Genomic DNA, 15107 nt, shown 5'->3' with positions numbered 1-15107 from the left:
CATTGATAGCAAATGTCCTACAAAACAGATGCTGCCTTGGGGATTCGGTCAAAAATTGTTTCAATCTCTCCTCTGACCAGTGTATAATCCAACTCGGCACAAGTCTTACCCGACTCCCGAATCAGCAGGGCTTTGGTGCCATTTTGATAGTGGCCCGAGTAGGGCATGTAGGTATCAAAGTTGTTTAACTGGCCAAACAATAATATCCCAAAAGTGTCAACGGCATTGGCCAAATGCGCCGGACCACTGTCGATACCGATAAAAAATCGGGCGCGTCGAATGATTTCGGCCGTTTGCAAAATCGAAAATTTCCCGCACAAATTCAAATAGTGGTCATCCGTACTCTCAACGACATTTTTTAAGCCAATTTCGGCCACATAATAGCCTTTTTCGTGCATTAACCAGTTGACAAGTTTATTCCAGTTCTCTACCGACCAATCTTTGGCGGGATAGTTGGAACTGCAATGAATGACAATCAGTTTCTTGGGTAATTGCAACGCGTCCACCCGCACACGGTCAGCATCGTTGATAAACACTTTGGGCACATCATCGACCATGGGTAACGCTGCACACTGCTGAAAAATAGAGAGCAGGTTTCCTTTCTCAAAATAGTTAAAAACGGTAATATCTTTCTGCGCCGCCACGCGGTTGACGTGCACATCCTCACTAATGGAATCTCGGTTGCTTTGCCAAAATTCCAAGTTATATACTTGCTCAAAAATACCCGACTCACATACCAGTAACCGCTGTAAAACAGAAGGTTGGGCCCACACTTTATCAATTTCAGGATGTCTTTCTACCAATTCTTTAAATACAGGCCGCACAATCCAAACGATGTAAGCATTGGGGATAAGCGCCCGCACTTGACGGACAATAGGCTCGGCGGCTACAATGTCACCAAAATGCTCAGTCCGCAAAATAGCCACCATTTTTCTACTTCCTTTAAACGAAATCTTAAGAATCAGGAAACGTATAATTACGCCCAATGCCCCCGCGTATTCACCCAAAATGTAAGTGTATTTACGAAAACGATGAACCCAAAGGGCCTTTAAAGCAGAAACATCCATACAAAGCTGAGACTTTATTCTTTTGGCAAAAAAATGATTTAGTTTATTTATAACAACCAAATCACTGTTACTCAATATTATTCAACTGACATATAAACGCAAAATTAGGGTAAAAACGGATTTTTAGGTGATAAAATATCATGTTTTATACCTTTCAATTAGTATTCGGCACAATTCATTGAGAATTTTAGCCAAAATCGTACCAGAGCGTCAACAATGTTGGCTATTTTTGGGCCAAGTCTTCTAAGTTATTAGCGATACAAACCTTGATTTACCGTAATGTCAACTAAATTTTTTCTACAGTTGGGGGCCATTTTGGGCGCGTTGGGCGTCGCCATAGGTGCTTTTGGCGCTCACGCCCTCCGACCCACACTCGAAGCCTCTGGACGGATGGACACGTTTGAAACGGCCGTAAAGTATCAATTTTATCATGCATTAGCGCTCATACTGATTAGCGTTTTGCTCCAAAATACCGCAGTTACTTCTGCCAAGTGGTACCATTGGGCGGGTTATTCATTTTTGGGCGGTGTCATTGTTTTTTCAGGCTCGCTTTATACCATTTGTTTTACAGGCATCAAAGCATTTGGCGCCGTGGCGCCCATTGGCGGCACCCTCATGATTGTGGGCTGGGTATTGCTTTTTTTGGGAGCAACGAAACAGTAACTTTCCAAAAAAATGCAATAAAAAAGGTAGCGAGATAATCCCGCTACCTTTTTTTGTGGATTCAAACCAATGATTCTAGCCGCCCAATGCAGTCATGTATTGCTGCAATAAGGTTTCGTATTTTTTGGCTTGAGTCTCCTGTTTTCCTTCGCGGCACGCATTGGCGAGCGTTTGGAGGATGTACAACTGAATATTTGTATCCTGATTTACCCCGTGCTGCTGATTATACTTAAGAATATCTTCCGCACGGCGGCTCATTACTTCCGCGATTTCGAGGGCCTTTTTGGGTTCTCCCAGCGCAAACAAGTAATTCACGTAGTTGGCCGTAATCTGATCGTAAGGAATGGTTTTATCCGGCATTTTGGTGAGGATAAAATTAAGCGCCGTTTTGGCCTTTTCCGTTTTTCCTTCACGAATCAACTGATCAACCAAACGCATAAAGGCAATGCGAGCCGAGAATGCGGGCGAACCTTTGTAAGTACCGTCGTAATAAGCATTGGTGTTGTCCAATTCGCGCCAGAAAGTTTTCTTCATGAGGTTTTCAGACATGATGTCGGTATTTACATAACCATCTGAAGCACCGGGAACGCGAACAGGCAACAAACGATAAGCGTATCCTTCCAACTGCATGAATTCTTTCAAATTCAGGTAGTTATCATTGGTCAAAGTTCCTGAGAAATACACTGGGCGTTTCCAATCGTTGGTCGCAATGATGTCCAACATAATGAGGTCTGACTTGTACAAATCACGCTTACCCATGGTCCACTGCATGGTATCTTTTACAAAAGCCGACAATTCAGGTTTCAGAATGTTCAGCTTACGAACTTCGTTGGGATTGATACCCAACACCAATACTGACGAAGGCAGGATGCTGGTCATCTCACCGCTGGTCAATGGCACCTGAATGGCCGCGTTGTTTTGTTTTACCAACGCCATGTATTCTTTGAGATTGATACCGTTTTTAACGGCTGGCATCTCGTAGAAAGGCACGATGTCGTTTTTACCCGCCGCGAAGTTTTCGTATTCCAAGGAAATCGGCAATGGGTCAGATTCGTAGGTTTTGCGCTTCATTTGACCGATGTACCAATCAGTGCCCAACAGGCTCAGGTTACACACCCGAACGTCGGTACGGAAACCTTCTACTTCCTGAACGTACCAAAGCGGGAAAGTATCGTTGTCGCCACCCGTAAACAAAATCGCGTTGGGAGCACAGGAATTGAGCAAGTTTTTGGCAAAATCAACCGAATGATAACGATTGCTACGGTCGTGGTTGTCCCAACCTTTGGCACCCATCAAAAGCGGTGCTGACAAACCAATAACGGTGGCCAAGCCCGCCCGAGCAGGCGCTGAGGGGAGGATTTTGGTAAGAAAATCATAAATAAACATGACGCCCAAACCAATCCAAAACGCAAAAATGTAGAAAGAACCCACGTAAATATAGTCACGTTCGCGGGGTTCAACGGGGGGAGAGTTGAGATAAACCACCAACGCCACGCCCATCATCATAAACAATAATCCCGTTACGAGTAAATCTTGCTTACGACGGAACGCCTGTGCCACAATCCCCAACAATCCGAGGAGGAACGGAATCATGTAAAAATTATCGCGGGCTCGGTTGTTGGCCATGACGTCGGGAAGACCTTGGTTGGTATCCCACGGACGCAATCCGCCAGCGCCTTCTTCGTCGCTTTCACGACCGACAAAATTCCAAAGGAAATAACGCCAGTACATGTGTCCTAACTGGTGAGAGAAGAAGAACGCTAGGTTGTCGCCCATGCTTGGTTTTTGGCCTTCGGCCAGTCCCAATTTATCACGGTAGAGCTGCGGGTGATTCATTTGGTTGCTGTGTACCCGAGGAAAAAGCATCTGCTGATTTTTCTCGTACACGTACTCTGGCCGATAATCAGCAATGATATACCTACCGTTTGATTTGCGGTAAATAGGCTCCCCTTGTTCAGAGTTGACAGGACGCGCCGTAAATACCGGCCCAAATAACAATGGACGACTGCCGTACTGCTCGCGTTTGAGGTACGATACGTAGCTGATTACATCACTTGGGTCGTTTTCGTTGATAGGAGGGTTAAAATTAGAACGAACCAATACGAGGAAGTACGACGAATAGCCAATCAATACAAAAGCAAAAGAAAGCAATGCCGTATTCCAGACTTCTTTTTCTTTTTTGGCTGTATAACGAATTCCCCAAATCAACGTTCCAACGAATAATAAAAGGAAGAAAACGATACCTACCGAGAACGGTGCCCCGAGGGTATTGACAAAGAAAATTTCAAATTTGCCAGCCGTGGAAGGCAGCCAAACAATCACACCCGAGTTGATAATCATCAACACCACCAGACCGCCTACAAAAGCCGCGATACCGCCCCACAAAGATGGATTTTTGTATTTTTTGAAGTAATATACCAAAGCGAGTGCGGGAATGGTGACCAAGTTGAGTAAGTGGACTCCAATCGAAAGACCGACCAAATAAAACGTGAAAATCAACCAACGGTTTGCGGCGGCGTCATCTTCGATGCGCTCCCATTTCAACACGGCCCAAATCACGATGGCCGTAAAAAAGGAAGACAAACCGTATACTTCGGCTTCGACCGCCGAAAACCAAAAAGAATCTGAATAAGTGTACGCCAGCGCGCCGACCAACCCAGAACCCACCACAGCGATGGTTTCGCCCAAATTAAGATCTTCGTCTTTTTTGCCAAGCAATTTCCGTGACAAAAGCGTAATGCTCCAAAACAAAAATAAAATGGTAAAAGCACTCGACATCACCGAAACGAGGTTGACCCAGTAAGCCACTTGGGTTACGTCGCCCATGGCCATCATCGAAAACAACCGTCCGATAAGTAGGAAAAGTGGCGCTCCGGGGGGGTGTGGAACTTGAAGTTTGTAAGAACAGGCGATGAATTCGCCGCAATCCCAAAAACTGGCCGTACGCTCAACGGTAAGCAGGTAAGTGACCAGCGCTACCGCAAAAACAAGCCAGCCAGTTAGGGTGTTGATTCGATTAAATTTAGACATATAGAGAATATTGGATGTTAGTTTTTGGAGGGGATTTTTGTTAAAAAAATGGGTTATTTCCCCTTAGTTATCCAAAGGCGTGCCAAAAATAGCAAATTCAGCCTAAAGGCGACGAACCGGCCTTCTTAAAAGTTGTTAAATGAAGCGTTATTGACGAATCACCGTCAGGAGTTCGCTGATCATCATGGCGGTAGCCCCCCACACTTTGTGCCCCTGAATATCGTAGAAAGGCGCCTCAATGGTGACTCCACGCACGTCAAGTTCGGTAAAGCCAACGATGGTCTCGTCCAGAAGTTCATTCAAATTTACTTCCAAAACGGCCTCCACTTCGCGGGGGTCGGGGTAAAAGTCGGGCTTGTAAGCCAACTTTCCTACCACGGGCAGCACATAAAAATTGCTGGGAGGAATAAACAATTCGGTGAGTTTCCCCAATATCTGAACATCCGATGCTTTTATCCCAATCTCTTCTTGGGCTTCGCGCAGGGCGGTTCTGATGAGATTTTCATCCGTTTTTTCATAACGTCCGCCCGGAAAGGCCATTTGTCCCGCGTGAACACCGTCGTATTTGGGCCGTAAAATGAGGGGAAGGAGAATGTGCTCACGATGCGGGTAAAACAAAATCAACACGGCAGAGCGCCGTGTTTTTTCGTTGGGCTGAACCTTGAGACGCAGTCGCGTAGCTGATGCCATTTTAACATGTGCCTCCTGCCCCGGCAACGGTTGTCGGAGTTGGGCATCAAGCGCATGGATAAAATCGTTAAAAGGCATTGGCCAAATTAAAATATAAAAAAACTATTAACTCTATTTTGGCTAAAGTAATAGATAGTTCATAAACTAACCATTTTTGCAAAAACAATTTATCAAGCGTACTGATTTTGGGCAAAAGAGAATTGATAAAATAAGAACAAACGGGTTTATTTACCGTATTTGTTGACCAGTTGTTCGGCCACAAAAGTCCCATCCAACGCGGCCGACATAATCCCACCGGCATATCCAGCTCCCTCGCCACAGGGGTACAATCGTTGGGTCTGAAGGTGCTCGGCAGTGTCGCGGTGGCGTGGAATCCGCACCGGCGACGACGTGCGACTTTCAACCCCGATAAGTTGGGCTTCGTTGGAAACATAACCGTTCATTTTTCGCCCAAAATCCTGCAATCCTTGTCGGAGGGGTTCCGCAATGTGGTCGGGAAGGTATTCGCGCAAATCCATTGACAAAAGCCCCGGTTGATAGGACGTATCCAACAATTCAGGTGATGTTTTTCCTTTGACAAAATCCAGCACGCGCTGAGCTGGCGCGGTTTGTCCGCCGCCTGCGAGCGCACAGGCGCTTTGCTCAATGGCTCTTTGTAACTCTAACCCTGCCAACGCCCCGAAAGCCTGATACGGCTTCAAATCAACGTCTTCGATGCTCACGACCATGCCAGAATTGGCAAAACGTGAATCACGACGCGACGGAGACATGCCATTGACCACCAATTCGCCCGGCGAAGTAGCAGCCGGGACAATAAAACCTCCAGGACACATGCAAAAGGAAAAAACACCGCGTTGTACATTTTTATGCTGCGACTGCGTCACTAAGCTGTATGAGGCCGCGGGTAGATACGCCCCACGGTCGGGGCGATGGTATTGAAGCGAATCAATTAATTTTTGGGAATGTTCAATGCGCACTCCCACCGCGAAGGGCTTGGCTTCAATCAACACATTTTTGACCTGACACAATTCAAAAATATCCCGTGCCGAGTGCCCCGTGGCCAAAATAACCCCAATGCCCGTAAATTCCCGTCCGTCGGCGGTGACAACACCTTTTATTTCAGCCTGTTGATTGACACTCGTTGACGATGCGGCAAAAATAAAATCGGTGACTTTGGTTTCAAAATGCACCTCACCGCCCGCGTTCAGAATACTTTGACGCATATCTGCGATAAGGGGCGGAAGTTTATTGGTTCCGATGTGTGGGTGTGCATCATAAAGGATTTCTTCGGCCGCGCCATGCGAAACAAAAATTTCGAGAATGCGCCTAATATCACCGCGTTTGCTGGAGCGCGTGTATAATTTCCCATCCGAGTATGTCCCCGCTCCTCCTTCACCGAAACAATAATTTGAATCAGGATGGACGACGTGGTCTTTGTTGATAGCGGCCAAATCGCGCCGCCGCGCGCGAACATCTTTGCCCCTTTCGAGCAACACGGGTTTGTAGCCCAGCTCCACCAAGCGCAACGCCGCAAACATTCCTGCTGGGCCGCAGCCCACAATCACAACAGGCGGCTTTTGAGAAACATCAGGGTAGTCTTTTTGGTAGGCAATGGCGGGCGGGGGCGTCTCGTCGGCGTAGACTTCTGCCTGTACATTTACCTTTATTTGACGCGAACGTGCATCAATGGATTGGCGGGTTTTCCGAACCGTCAGGGTGTCTGTATCCTGAAGATGAAGGGTTTGAACAATGTATTGACGAAAAGCCGTTTCGTCCATCGCCGTCTCGGGTGGCAGCGTTAATTGGAGTGTCTGTTGCATCTGAGTTTGAAAGGGAGTTAGCCTTTAATGGCACAAAGATACGGCGAAACTGACTATTTTTATACTATCTACACGTTTATAGCAAACAGAAATCAATCTTCATTTCCAATCAAAACTACTGGTGCGCCACCCGTTGAAATCCGAATGGCGTCGGCGCCAACCTCCTGCAACCAGGTCGACACGGCCATCTGCAATGCTTCCAGAGACTCAAAAGGCAACGAAAATTGTTGATAAAACGCCGGTAGACCTTCGGGCGTGGGAAGCATTTTGGTTATAGTGTAAGTCTTTACATGTGTAGGTATTCCTGCTTTTTCGTGAAACAGTTCCAAGTGTTTTTTATAATCAGCCTCAAACTGTTGTACATCAGTTGGTTGCGGGTAAAGAACGAGAAGTTTAAGCATGGTAGTTAAGGATTTATTTCAGATAATTGGCCAATTCAACATTGTTTTTCACGTAAAACGAAGGACTTTTTCCCGTAAATTCCGTAAACTCTTTGATGAAGTGGGATTGGTCGTAGTATCCATTTTTGTAGATAATGTCTTGCCAATCAGCCACCTGCCAACGTTTTTGGGCTAGTTCACTGCATAAACTACCTACCCGACGAATACGGGCGTAATACTTGGGACTTACGCCCACTTTCTGTAAAAATTTGCGTTCAAACTGCCTACGACACACAAAAAGCTCGTTCATCATATCGCTGATATTGACCACTCCCCGCTGTTCCACTATCAGGTTTGCGGCGTAGTCTATGCGGTCGAGTTCTGGATTTTTGCGTAATAACTGAAGATTTAAAAACTGTTCTAGCAAGCCAATTCTTTCGGCGGGAGAAGCGGCCTCCTCAATTTTGTCGGACCATTCGTCCAGATGACGCCCCAGCACATCACGGAGGTTGGTGCGCTCGTCAGAAAACTCGTACATCGGCAATCCAAACAGCGTATTTAAGCCCGCAGGCCGAAATACGATACCCACCATGCCTATTTTACCCGAAAGTTGAAGTTGATAGCTTTTGGTTGCTTGACCTGTCAGGAAATTTTTGGGAACCAAGCCGCCGTTTAGTTTTTGGGAAGTTACCCGATACGGTGTGCCGTAGTTAAACACCATTGAGGCAAAGCCCGTTGGGGGCGACTCAATGGACAAGGATTTCGACAACATCAAACTATTTTCCCACAGGAAAAAACATTCCACAAAGGGGCGCAGGTGATTCGGGGGGACGAACTTTCGGTAAAGCATTATCAGTCATGATTTACCAAAAGTACGAAGTTTATACGTCACCCGCCAAACATTATAGTTGATACTTATCAAACGGTTACGGTATGTTTATACGCCCGTCAATTGCGCCACAAAACCCTCATGATTCCAATTGATTTTCAGGTCGATGATTTTATCGTTTTCGTCAAAACGAAACACGAAGATATGGTCGCTGTTGAACTTCAACCCTTTGCTTGGCAATCCCAGAAAGTCTTTTTCCTGTGTCCCAAAAATCGCCACTTTACAAATAATCAAATCATCTTCCGAATACATGCTGTCGACGGTGTTATCTAAATCGGGAAAACAGTCAATCAGCAAACTCCACACGTTTTTGCCAAATTCTTGAAAAAGTCCTTTTCCACCTTCACCCAGCGGCTCAAACCACACGGTAGCGTCGGGGGTGGCGAGGCTAATCATTCGTTCGGTATCCAACTCTTGATAGGCCGAAAAAAATTCGATGCAGGTGCCTTTGCGCGTGAGGTCGGTGATTGATTCGGTGGTTTTTGTCGTTTCCATTTTAAAAAGAGGATAGAGGGTAAGAGAGTTTTGTTTTTACAACCACAGAGAAACAGAGGGGCACGGAGACAAAAAACTTCGTGGTATTTACCGTTGAAAATTTTGAGGTTGTTTTCGGCCTTTAACAGCTGCTAAAACAAACCTTCTGCCGGTGGTTTGATGCCTTTTAGGCGCAGATAAATGGTGGTTTGCCCACGGTGATGGCACATGTGCTCAAACGATTTTGTAAACGCACTGTCAGCCGTCAGTTCTTGGCCAAATACTTTCACTTTCTTGGCCAAATCTTCTTCCGACATCGCCTTGATGGCTTCGATGGTAAAATCAATACTCTGCATTACCGTTTTAGTGACGGTGGCCTTAGAGTGGTCAGCCGATTTTTCGGCGGAGCCTTGGTAGGGGCTTGCTTTACCGCTGGCGGACGATGCAAACGCAAAATTAGCATCAGCGACGTGCATCATTTGTTGAGAGTAACTGCGGATTTCGGGCGTAGGTTTGAAAGAATAACCGTCTTCTGGCATCGCGGCCAAATATTCTGTCATAAATTTTTTGCCCCGTTCCCAATCGGCCAAGAGTCTTGATTTAGCATTTTGGGCGTTGATAGCCTGTCCAAAAAAGGAAAGCAATAATAAAGTTAAGAGAGATTTTTTCATTGACTTTTCATGTTTTAGTTTAATGATTCAAAATTACGTCATCGCATCTTGTAATTATTGTAAAAATGCGACATTTAGGCACCAATTTTATTATTTTTTTTCCAAAGTTTGAATTCCCGCAAAAACAATCTTCCAAGCCCCGTTGCTACGTTCAAGGATGCGCACTTGACGGACTTTCGCTTCGGTATTGGCAGTATCAAAAAAAGTTGCCCATGCTGTGATTCCTGCAATGTGGACCTCATAATCACTTATTAAGGCCGCAGATTGCTCGGCATCTATGGACTTTCTAACCAGCCCTTCTTCAAATTTGTTTTGTGAATAATCTGTCAAGGCTACCACAGCCGCAATTTTCCACGCATTATCGTGTTTTTCGAGTACACGAACCTCTTTGGTGGGCTTACTTTCTTTACCATACAGGTATTGGTCATAGGTTACGAAGCAAGCTTCATTACTATAAAACTTAAATACCATATTTTCTAATATTGGGTTGATTTCGCGGGCTTTAGCCACTTTAAAAGCCGCTAATCGTTCTTTCTCAATGGCATCCCAACCTTGTTTTACGTCGTAGCCTGTCCGTGAATTCCAGGCACGATAAGTGTGAGGGGCTTTTACCCAATTTTTGTTGTACTCCTGCACATCTACAGCATATGCATTTTTAGTTTCTTGGAGTAAAAGGGTCTTTATTCCCTCCTCTTCAGCAGTGGTTTGGGCAATGGCGGATATGCTAAAACAAGCCCCCAAAAGCAAAAAAAGTAGTTTTTTTATCATCATAATATTTGATTTGTTTGACGACTCAAAACTACCCTTCTGTTTGTGACTGTCATTGTAAAAATGCGACATTATCAATGGCAAATTAAAACGATTGCGCCTTTACAAATACCTCTCGTTGCTTGTCTGAAGGACGTTCTTGTATAATTTTATTCTCTTTTAGTTCAATGCTATTTAACACCGTTACCCCTACTGCCAAGTGGTTATTTGAACGCAGTTCTCTCGTTTCGGAAAGCGTCACCCCATCAAACTGATATAGAGATACTCCTGCACTTAAAAACTGTTTCGTTTTGGGATTATAAAAAGCATTCACGGCTAAGGGATAAGCATATATTTTCATGGCAACCATCTCTTTATACCTACCTTCACCCCACTTATCGTTTCCGTACTGTGCAGATTCTAAAAACCACACTCCTTCCAGACCGCCGTTTTTAAGTGGTTCGGGGGGAGTAATTCTTTCCAGAATATCATTGATGGGATAATTAGGCCATTTTTCAGAGTTCATTTTTCCATATTGTTGAAACTGTTTTTTGTTGACCTTAAAATTCATCACATAAGTGCTTCCAACAGCGGTAGAGTCCCAAGAGTAAAAAGCAACATGCTCGTTATATTTGCCATTTTTTAAGTCATAAGTACCACCGCAAGCGCCATCAAATACAGGTTTCTTTTTATCATCATATTTCTTCGATGCTGCAAACCAATAACCATCTTTGAAAACCTTTATACTGTATGGTCCATCGTACAATTCCATTTTTTTCATCTCCCCGTATTGAAACCGGGTGCGGTGGTAAGACCCATTAAGCTTATTTACCGGCGCATCACTTATAAAGGCCAATAGTGAAGCTATAAAGTATCCGAAAAGTAGTTTTTTCATCGTCGCAACTGTTTTGTTTTACAATTCAAAACTAATGCATCCGTGATGGCATTGATTGTAAAAATGCGACATTTTATGGCAAATACGCCACTTCCTTATACCTTCAGCGCGGTTTCGTGCTTGATTTCACTCATTACAAATATGCTGTGGGTATTGCCGATGCTGTCCAGTGCCCCGAGTTTTTCCATCAAAAATCGCTGGTATTCTGGCATATCATTTACCACTACTTTGAGCATAAAATCATATTCGCCCGAGATATTATAGCACTCCATCACTTCTTCAAAGGTCATCACTGCCGATACAAACTTTTCGCCATTGGCACGGCTGTGTTCTTTCAACGAAACATTGCAAAAAGCCACCAAATTTTTGCCAATTCCTTCCCGATTGACCAAGGCTACGTATTTTTTAATAATCCCTTCTCGCTCAAGTTTGCGTACCCTTTCGTACACTGGCGTATAAGAAAGATTCAATTGGGAGGCCAATTCTTTGGTGGTCAAAAGGGCATTCTGCTGTAAATAGCGTAAAATACCGCGGTCAGTTGTGTCTAGTTTTAGCATAGAACAATGGGGAATAACTTGCGCACAATTAGATATAATATCTTACAAATAAACAAATTTAATTTATTTTATCTAACAGCAATCCAACGAGTTTATTCTTCGAAAACCAGAAATTTGCACAAATTCCTCACTTTGGGGATTATTTTCTACAATTGAAAATTATATCCGAATGAGTCCAAAGCCGATAAAAAAGCACAACAATTTAAATATCAGATAGTTAGCATTCATTATACTCATTCAACTGTTCTTAGGCATGTAATTTTAGGCGGTATGTTTACACCAAACGGTATAAATAAATTATGAAAGCAATAACATCTTATTTAATCGCAACTTACATCATTGTGTTGTCGATTTATAACGTGGGGGTAGCTTCCGCTCAACAGTCAACCAAAAAGAAAGCAACGACTGCTCAAAAAGCTAAACTAAAAAAATCCCAAAAAGGAGCGTTAATCGGCGTAGGTGCGGGCGCAGTTATTGGTGGTATTATCGGTAAAAACAATAAAAATACGGCCATTGGCGCCATCATCGGGGCTACCGTGGGCGGTGCAGCAGGAGCCATCATTGGCAACCACATGGACAAGCAAGCCGAAAAACTTAGTAAAGATTTGGGCAATACGGCCCGCGTCGAACGCGTTGGTGAAGGCGTAAAACTAACCTTCGACAATGCCCTACTGTTTGACTTCGGCTCCTCTCAGTTGCGCAGCCAAACCCAAGAAAGTCTGCGAAATATGGCACAAACGCTTAAAACTGACGGCCAAACCAACTTATTGGTTGAAGGACACACCGATAGTGTAGGCTCAACGGAGTTTAACCGCGCACTTTCCGAAAAACGCGCACGGGCCGTATCAGATTTCTTGATTAGCGAAGGAGTTCCTGCCAGTCGTTTTAAAATTGTTGGCCAAGGGGAGTCAACCCCCATTGCCTCCAACAATACCGAAACAGGACGTCAACAAAACCGCCGGGTAGAAATGGCCCTGTATGCCAGCGAAGAAATGAAAAAAGCCGCTCAAAACGGCACCATCAGTCTTAGGTAGTCCTTTAAGTGAGTACCGTAAAGTCCCTAACTTTGCACCATTAACAATTATTCTCAATACAATGAACAGGTTATTTATTTTGCTGTATGCAACAGCAATCTTCTTTCTCAGCACACAATCAGGATGGTCGCAAGATTATCGTACGGGTATTGGCCTTCGCGCTGGCGGCCCCAACGGGGTGACAATCAAGCACTTCACAAAACCAAAAGTAGCAGTCGAAGGAATTATTTCTTCCCGCTGGAGAGGCTTAGGCTTTACGGGACTTATCGAAGGGCACACCCGCGCTTTTAACATCAATCGCCTCAATTTCATTTATGGTGCAGGGGCTCACGTTTATTTTTGGGGTGAAAGCAAAAGAGGTTATTCACCCTACGGACGCAGCAGCGTGGTGGGGATAGACGGAATTTTAGGGCTAGAGTACAACTTCCGCGAAATTCCCATCAACATCAGCATCGACTGGAAACCTACATTCAATCTTAATGTAGACGATGGTTTTTGGGGTGACGATGGAGCACTTTCCATTCGCTACATCTTCTAAAAACAACACCTACATCCACCCATAGTTTATATCCAACTTACTTAACTAAGGAAGCTATGAAAATTAGATTAATGTCAGCAATCATTTGCATTGCCACGGGTTTGTTCCAAACCGCCAATGCCCAAGAAGCAGTATCCCGTACGGGTATTCGGGGAGGCTTGAACGTATCAAATTTATACGTAAAAGACGTTACAGACCGCAATCCACGTTACGGGTTTCACGCAAGTTTGTTTACCCAAGTACCTCTCATCAAGGGAGTTCTTTATTTACAGCCCGAGCTTGGCTATTCTACCAAAGGCGTTACGGCTCGGTATAATTTATTGAACAATACCTTCCGAGGCGAGAATTCTTTTAAACTAGATTATGTCGAAATACCCGTATTAGCCACCGTCAAAGTGGGCAATTTTGTCGATATTCACGGGGGTGTCTACGGAGGGTTTTTGGCCAACGCCTCCACCGAAAGCAAGAGCGACGCTGGATTTACGGCCACCACCCTCAACCGCGACAATTTCAACAGTTTTGACTACGGTCTTTCGGCTGGATTGAGTATTTACTTCGGAAAGTTGATGTTGGGAACACGCTACAATTATGGACTACGTTCCGTAGCCCAAAGCGACGCCGCAAAGGTATTTTTAGGAAATGCCAAGAATTCCGCAGCCCAAGTATCTCTGGGAATTACGTTCTAGTAACAACGATAAAGTACATCATTATGATTCTCCCCATCAGACAAGTCTGGTGGGGATTTTTTTGCTTTAAATCACTGGATAATTTATCTATTTCAGGAATCCCCTAACCTGTAAAAAGTATATATTATTCACAAAACCATATAATTGTCCATTAATTATCTATTTTATTTTACATATCTCCAAATATCGTCTAATAAGCGTCGTAATCATTACTTTTGTCGTAATTTTGTATTTTCCATTTTCCGGCAAAGAAATGTATGCCTTATCGGACTTTTCTACTTTTATTGTTTGCAATGAACGCTTTCAGCCAGCCATTCCCGGTCAGTGAACGCTCCCGTGAGGTGACTGTTAAAATGACGGAATCACTGAAAAGCGAATTTGTAACGAGTGGATTGAAATGGGGAAGCACCGTGTTTATCCGAATATTTAAGGAACCCAAACGACTGGAAATGTGGATTAAAAACGGAAAACGCTTTGCGCTTTTTAGGACTTACCCCATTTGTCATTTTTCGGGTCAGTTGGGGCCAAAAACAAAAGAGGGTGATTTGCAGGCACCCGAAGGGTTTTACGAAGTCACCCCCGCTCAAATGAACCCCAACAGCGACTATCATTTGTCGTTCAATTTGGGATACCCAAATGCATTTGATCGGGCCCAAAAATACACCGGAAGTTATTTAATGGTGCATGGCAAATGTGTCTCTGTAGGCTGTTATGCCATGACCGATGCGTACATTGAAGAGATTTATACTTTGGTTCAAACGGCCTTTGAATACGGCCAGAAAACGGTTGCCGTTCATGCCTTTCCATTTGAAATGACAACCCAGAATTTGGCCAATTACGACACCCACCCATCCGCTGACTTTTGGAAAACCATCAGTGAGGGTTATAGCCTTTTTGAAAAAAACGCCTTCCCGCCCCGCGTGAACGTGAAAAGAAAAAAGTATGTTTTTAAGTAAAACTGCTCTG

The 15107-nt window shown here is 44.4% G+C and carries 16 protein-coding genes; 5 read left to right on the top strand and 11 right to left on the bottom strand.

The window, feature by feature from the left end; all coding sequences use genetic code 11:
* Positions 1-17: 17 nt before the first annotated feature.
* Positions 18-1067 carry a glycosyltransferase family 9 protein gene (locus DVG78_RS01275; protein WP_114459254.1) on the bottom strand — a complete coding sequence of 350 codons (1050 nt, stop codon included), beginning with the start codon at positions 1065-1067 and terminating at the stop codon, positions 18-20.
* A 279-nt stretch (positions 1068-1346) separates the two neighbouring features.
* Here DVG78_RS01275 and DVG78_RS01270 point away from each other — a divergent pair, with 279 nt between their 5' ends.
* Positions 1347-1730: a DUF423 domain-containing protein gene (locus tag DVG78_RS01270; protein WP_114459253.1), complete on the top strand. Its 384-nt coding sequence runs from the start codon at positions 1347-1349 to the stop codon at positions 1728-1730.
* Positions 1731-1805: 75 nt separating this feature from the next.
* On the opposite strand, the gene DVG78_RS01265 is transcribed toward DVG78_RS01270, so the two are convergent.
* The 10 genes from DVG78_RS01265 to DVG78_RS01220 all read right to left on the bottom strand — a co-directional run bounded on the left by DVG78_RS01265 (position 1806) and on the right by DVG78_RS01220 (position 11883).
* Entirely contained in the window at positions 1806-4760 is a 2955-nt protein-coding gene (locus DVG78_RS01265) for a glycosyltransferase family 117 protein (protein ID WP_114459252.1), read from the bottom strand.
* Positions 4761-4907: 147 nt separating this feature from the next.
* Complete coding sequence (locus DVG78_RS01260) at positions 4908-5528, bottom strand: NUDIX hydrolase (protein WP_114069987.1); 621 nt, start codon at positions 5526-5528, stop codon at positions 4908-4910.
* A gap of 146 nt (positions 5529-5674) precedes the next feature.
* Complete coding sequence (locus DVG78_RS01255; RefSeq protein WP_114459251.1) at positions 5675-7270, bottom strand: NAD(P)/FAD-dependent oxidoreductase; 1596 nt, start codon at positions 7268-7270, stop codon at positions 5675-5677.
* A gap of 92 nt (positions 7271-7362) precedes the next feature.
* Positions 7363-7671, bottom strand: a complete 309-nt coding sequence (locus DVG78_RS01250; RefSeq protein ID WP_114459250.1) for an EthD family reductase — start codon at positions 7669-7671, stop codon at positions 7363-7365.
* A gap of 13 nt (positions 7672-7684) precedes the next feature.
* Positions 7685-8500: a DUF6597 domain-containing transcriptional factor gene (locus DVG78_RS01245; RefSeq protein ID WP_114459249.1), complete on the bottom strand. Its 816-nt coding sequence runs from the start codon at positions 8498-8500 to the stop codon at positions 7685-7687.
* A gap of 87 nt (positions 8501-8587) precedes the next feature.
* On the bottom strand, positions 8588-9034 hold the full coding sequence (locus tag DVG78_RS01240) for an ester cyclase (protein WP_114459248.1): 447 nt from the start codon (positions 9032-9034) through the stop codon (positions 8588-8590).
* Positions 9035-9165: 131 nt separating this feature from the next.
* Positions 9166-9684, bottom strand: a complete 519-nt coding sequence (locus DVG78_RS01235; RefSeq protein WP_114459247.1) for a DinB family protein — start codon at positions 9682-9684, stop codon at positions 9166-9168.
* 90 nt (positions 9685-9774) lie between these two features.
* Positions 9775-10455, bottom strand: coding sequence for a hypothetical protein (locus DVG78_RS01230; protein ID WP_147276937.1), 681 nt, complete (start codon positions 10453-10455; stop codon positions 9775-9777).
* Between the two features lie 82 nt (positions 10456-10537).
* Complete coding sequence (locus DVG78_RS01225; protein ID WP_114459245.1) at positions 10538-11326, bottom strand: hypothetical protein; 789 nt, start codon at positions 11324-11326, stop codon at positions 10538-10540.
* Between the two features lie 95 nt (positions 11327-11421).
* Positions 11422-11883 (bottom strand): Lrp/AsnC family transcriptional regulator, encoded by a 462-nt coding sequence (locus DVG78_RS01220; protein WP_114459244.1) that lies wholly within the window; start codon positions 11881-11883, stop codon positions 11422-11424.
* A 299-nt stretch (positions 11884-12182) separates the two neighbouring features.
* Between DVG78_RS01220 and DVG78_RS01215 the strand changes: the two genes are divergently transcribed.
* The 4 genes from DVG78_RS01215 (at position 12183) to DVG78_RS01200 (ending at position 15097) form a co-directional block, all read left to right on the top strand.
* Positions 12183-12917: a YiaD family glycine zipper/OmpA-like lipoprotein gene (locus DVG78_RS01215; RefSeq protein ID WP_114459243.1), complete on the top strand. Its 735-nt coding sequence runs from the start codon at positions 12183-12185 to the stop codon at positions 12915-12917.
* Positions 12918-12978: 61 nt separating this feature from the next.
* Entirely contained in the window at positions 12979-13455 is a 477-nt protein-coding gene (locus tag DVG78_RS01210) for a hypothetical protein (RefSeq protein ID WP_114459242.1), read from the top strand.
* 56 nt (positions 13456-13511) lie between these two features.
* Entirely contained in the window at positions 13512-14141 is a 630-nt protein-coding gene (locus DVG78_RS01205) for a porin family protein (protein WP_114459241.1), read from the top strand.
* A 293-nt stretch (positions 14142-14434) separates the two neighbouring features.
* Positions 14435-15097, top strand: coding sequence for a L,D-transpeptidase family protein (locus DVG78_RS01200; RefSeq protein WP_199563174.1), 663 nt, complete (start codon positions 14435-14437; stop codon positions 15095-15097).
* Positions 15098-15107 lie beyond the last annotated feature (10 nt).

This window comes from Runella aurantiaca (assembly GCF_003339505.1).
Taxonomy (GTDB): Bacteria; Bacteroidota; Bacteroidia; order Cytophagales; family Spirosomataceae; genus Runella; species Runella aurantiaca.
This window is presented reverse-complemented; position numbering and strand designations above follow the sequence as displayed.

What these genes read in the sequence shown, in the direction of transcription:
- DVG78_RS01255 (WP_114459251.1), bottom strand. Translation starts at nt 7,270, where the DNA reads ATGCAACAGACACTCCAATTAACGCTGCCACCCGAGACGGCGATGGAC.
- DVG78_RS01270 (WP_114459253.1), top strand. Translation starts at nt 1,347, where the DNA reads ATGTCAACTAAATTTTTTCTACAGTTGGGGGCCATTTTGGGCGCGTTG.
- DVG78_RS01275 (WP_114459254.1), bottom strand. Translation starts at nt 1,067, where the DNA reads ATGGATGTTTCTGCTTTAAAGGCCCTTTGGGTTCATCGTTTTCGTAAA.
- DVG78_RS01200 (WP_199563174.1), top strand. Translation starts at nt 14,435, where the DNA reads ATGAACGCTTTCAGCCAGCCATTCCCGGTCAGTGAACGCTCCCGTGAG.
- DVG78_RS01230 (WP_147276937.1), bottom strand. Translation starts at nt 10,455, where the DNA reads ATGATGATAAAAAAACTACTTTTTTTGCTTTTGGGGGCTTGTTTTAGC.
- DVG78_RS01225 (WP_114459245.1), bottom strand. Translation starts at nt 11,326, where the DNA reads ATGAAAAAACTACTTTTCGGATACTTTATAGCTTCACTATTGGCCTTT.
- DVG78_RS01215 (WP_114459243.1), top strand. Translation starts at nt 12,183, where the DNA reads ATGAAAGCAATAACATCTTATTTAATCGCAACTTACATCATTGTGTTG.
- DVG78_RS01205 (WP_114459241.1), top strand. Translation starts at nt 13,512, where the DNA reads ATGAAAATTAGATTAATGTCAGCAATCATTTGCATTGCCACGGGTTTG.
- DVG78_RS01265 (WP_114459252.1), bottom strand. Translation starts at nt 4,760, where the DNA reads ATGTCTAAATTTAATCGAATCAACACCCTAACTGGCTGGCTTGTTTTT.
- DVG78_RS01260 (WP_114069987.1), bottom strand. Translation starts at nt 5,528, where the DNA reads ATGCCTTTTAACGATTTTATCCATGCGCTTGATGCCCAACTCCGACAA.
- DVG78_RS01250 (WP_114459250.1), bottom strand. Translation starts at nt 7,671, where the DNA reads ATGCTTAAACTTCTCGTTCTTTACCCGCAACCAACTGATGTACAACAG.
- DVG78_RS01245 (WP_114459249.1), bottom strand. Translation starts at nt 8,500, where the DNA reads ATGCTTTACCGAAAGTTCGTCCCCCCGAATCACCTGCGCCCCTTTGTG.
- DVG78_RS01220 (WP_114459244.1), bottom strand. Translation starts at nt 11,883, where the DNA reads ATGCTAAAACTAGACACAACTGACCGCGGTATTTTACGCTATTTACAG.
- DVG78_RS01240 (WP_114459248.1), bottom strand. Translation starts at nt 9,034, where the DNA reads ATGGAAACGACAAAAACCACCGAATCAATCACCGACCTCACGCGCAAA.
- DVG78_RS01210 (WP_114459242.1), top strand. Translation starts at nt 12,979, where the DNA reads ATGAACAGGTTATTTATTTTGCTGTATGCAACAGCAATCTTCTTTCTC.
- DVG78_RS01235 (WP_114459247.1), bottom strand. Translation starts at nt 9,684, where the DNA reads ATGAAAAAATCTCTCTTAACTTTATTATTGCTTTCCTTTTTTGGACAG.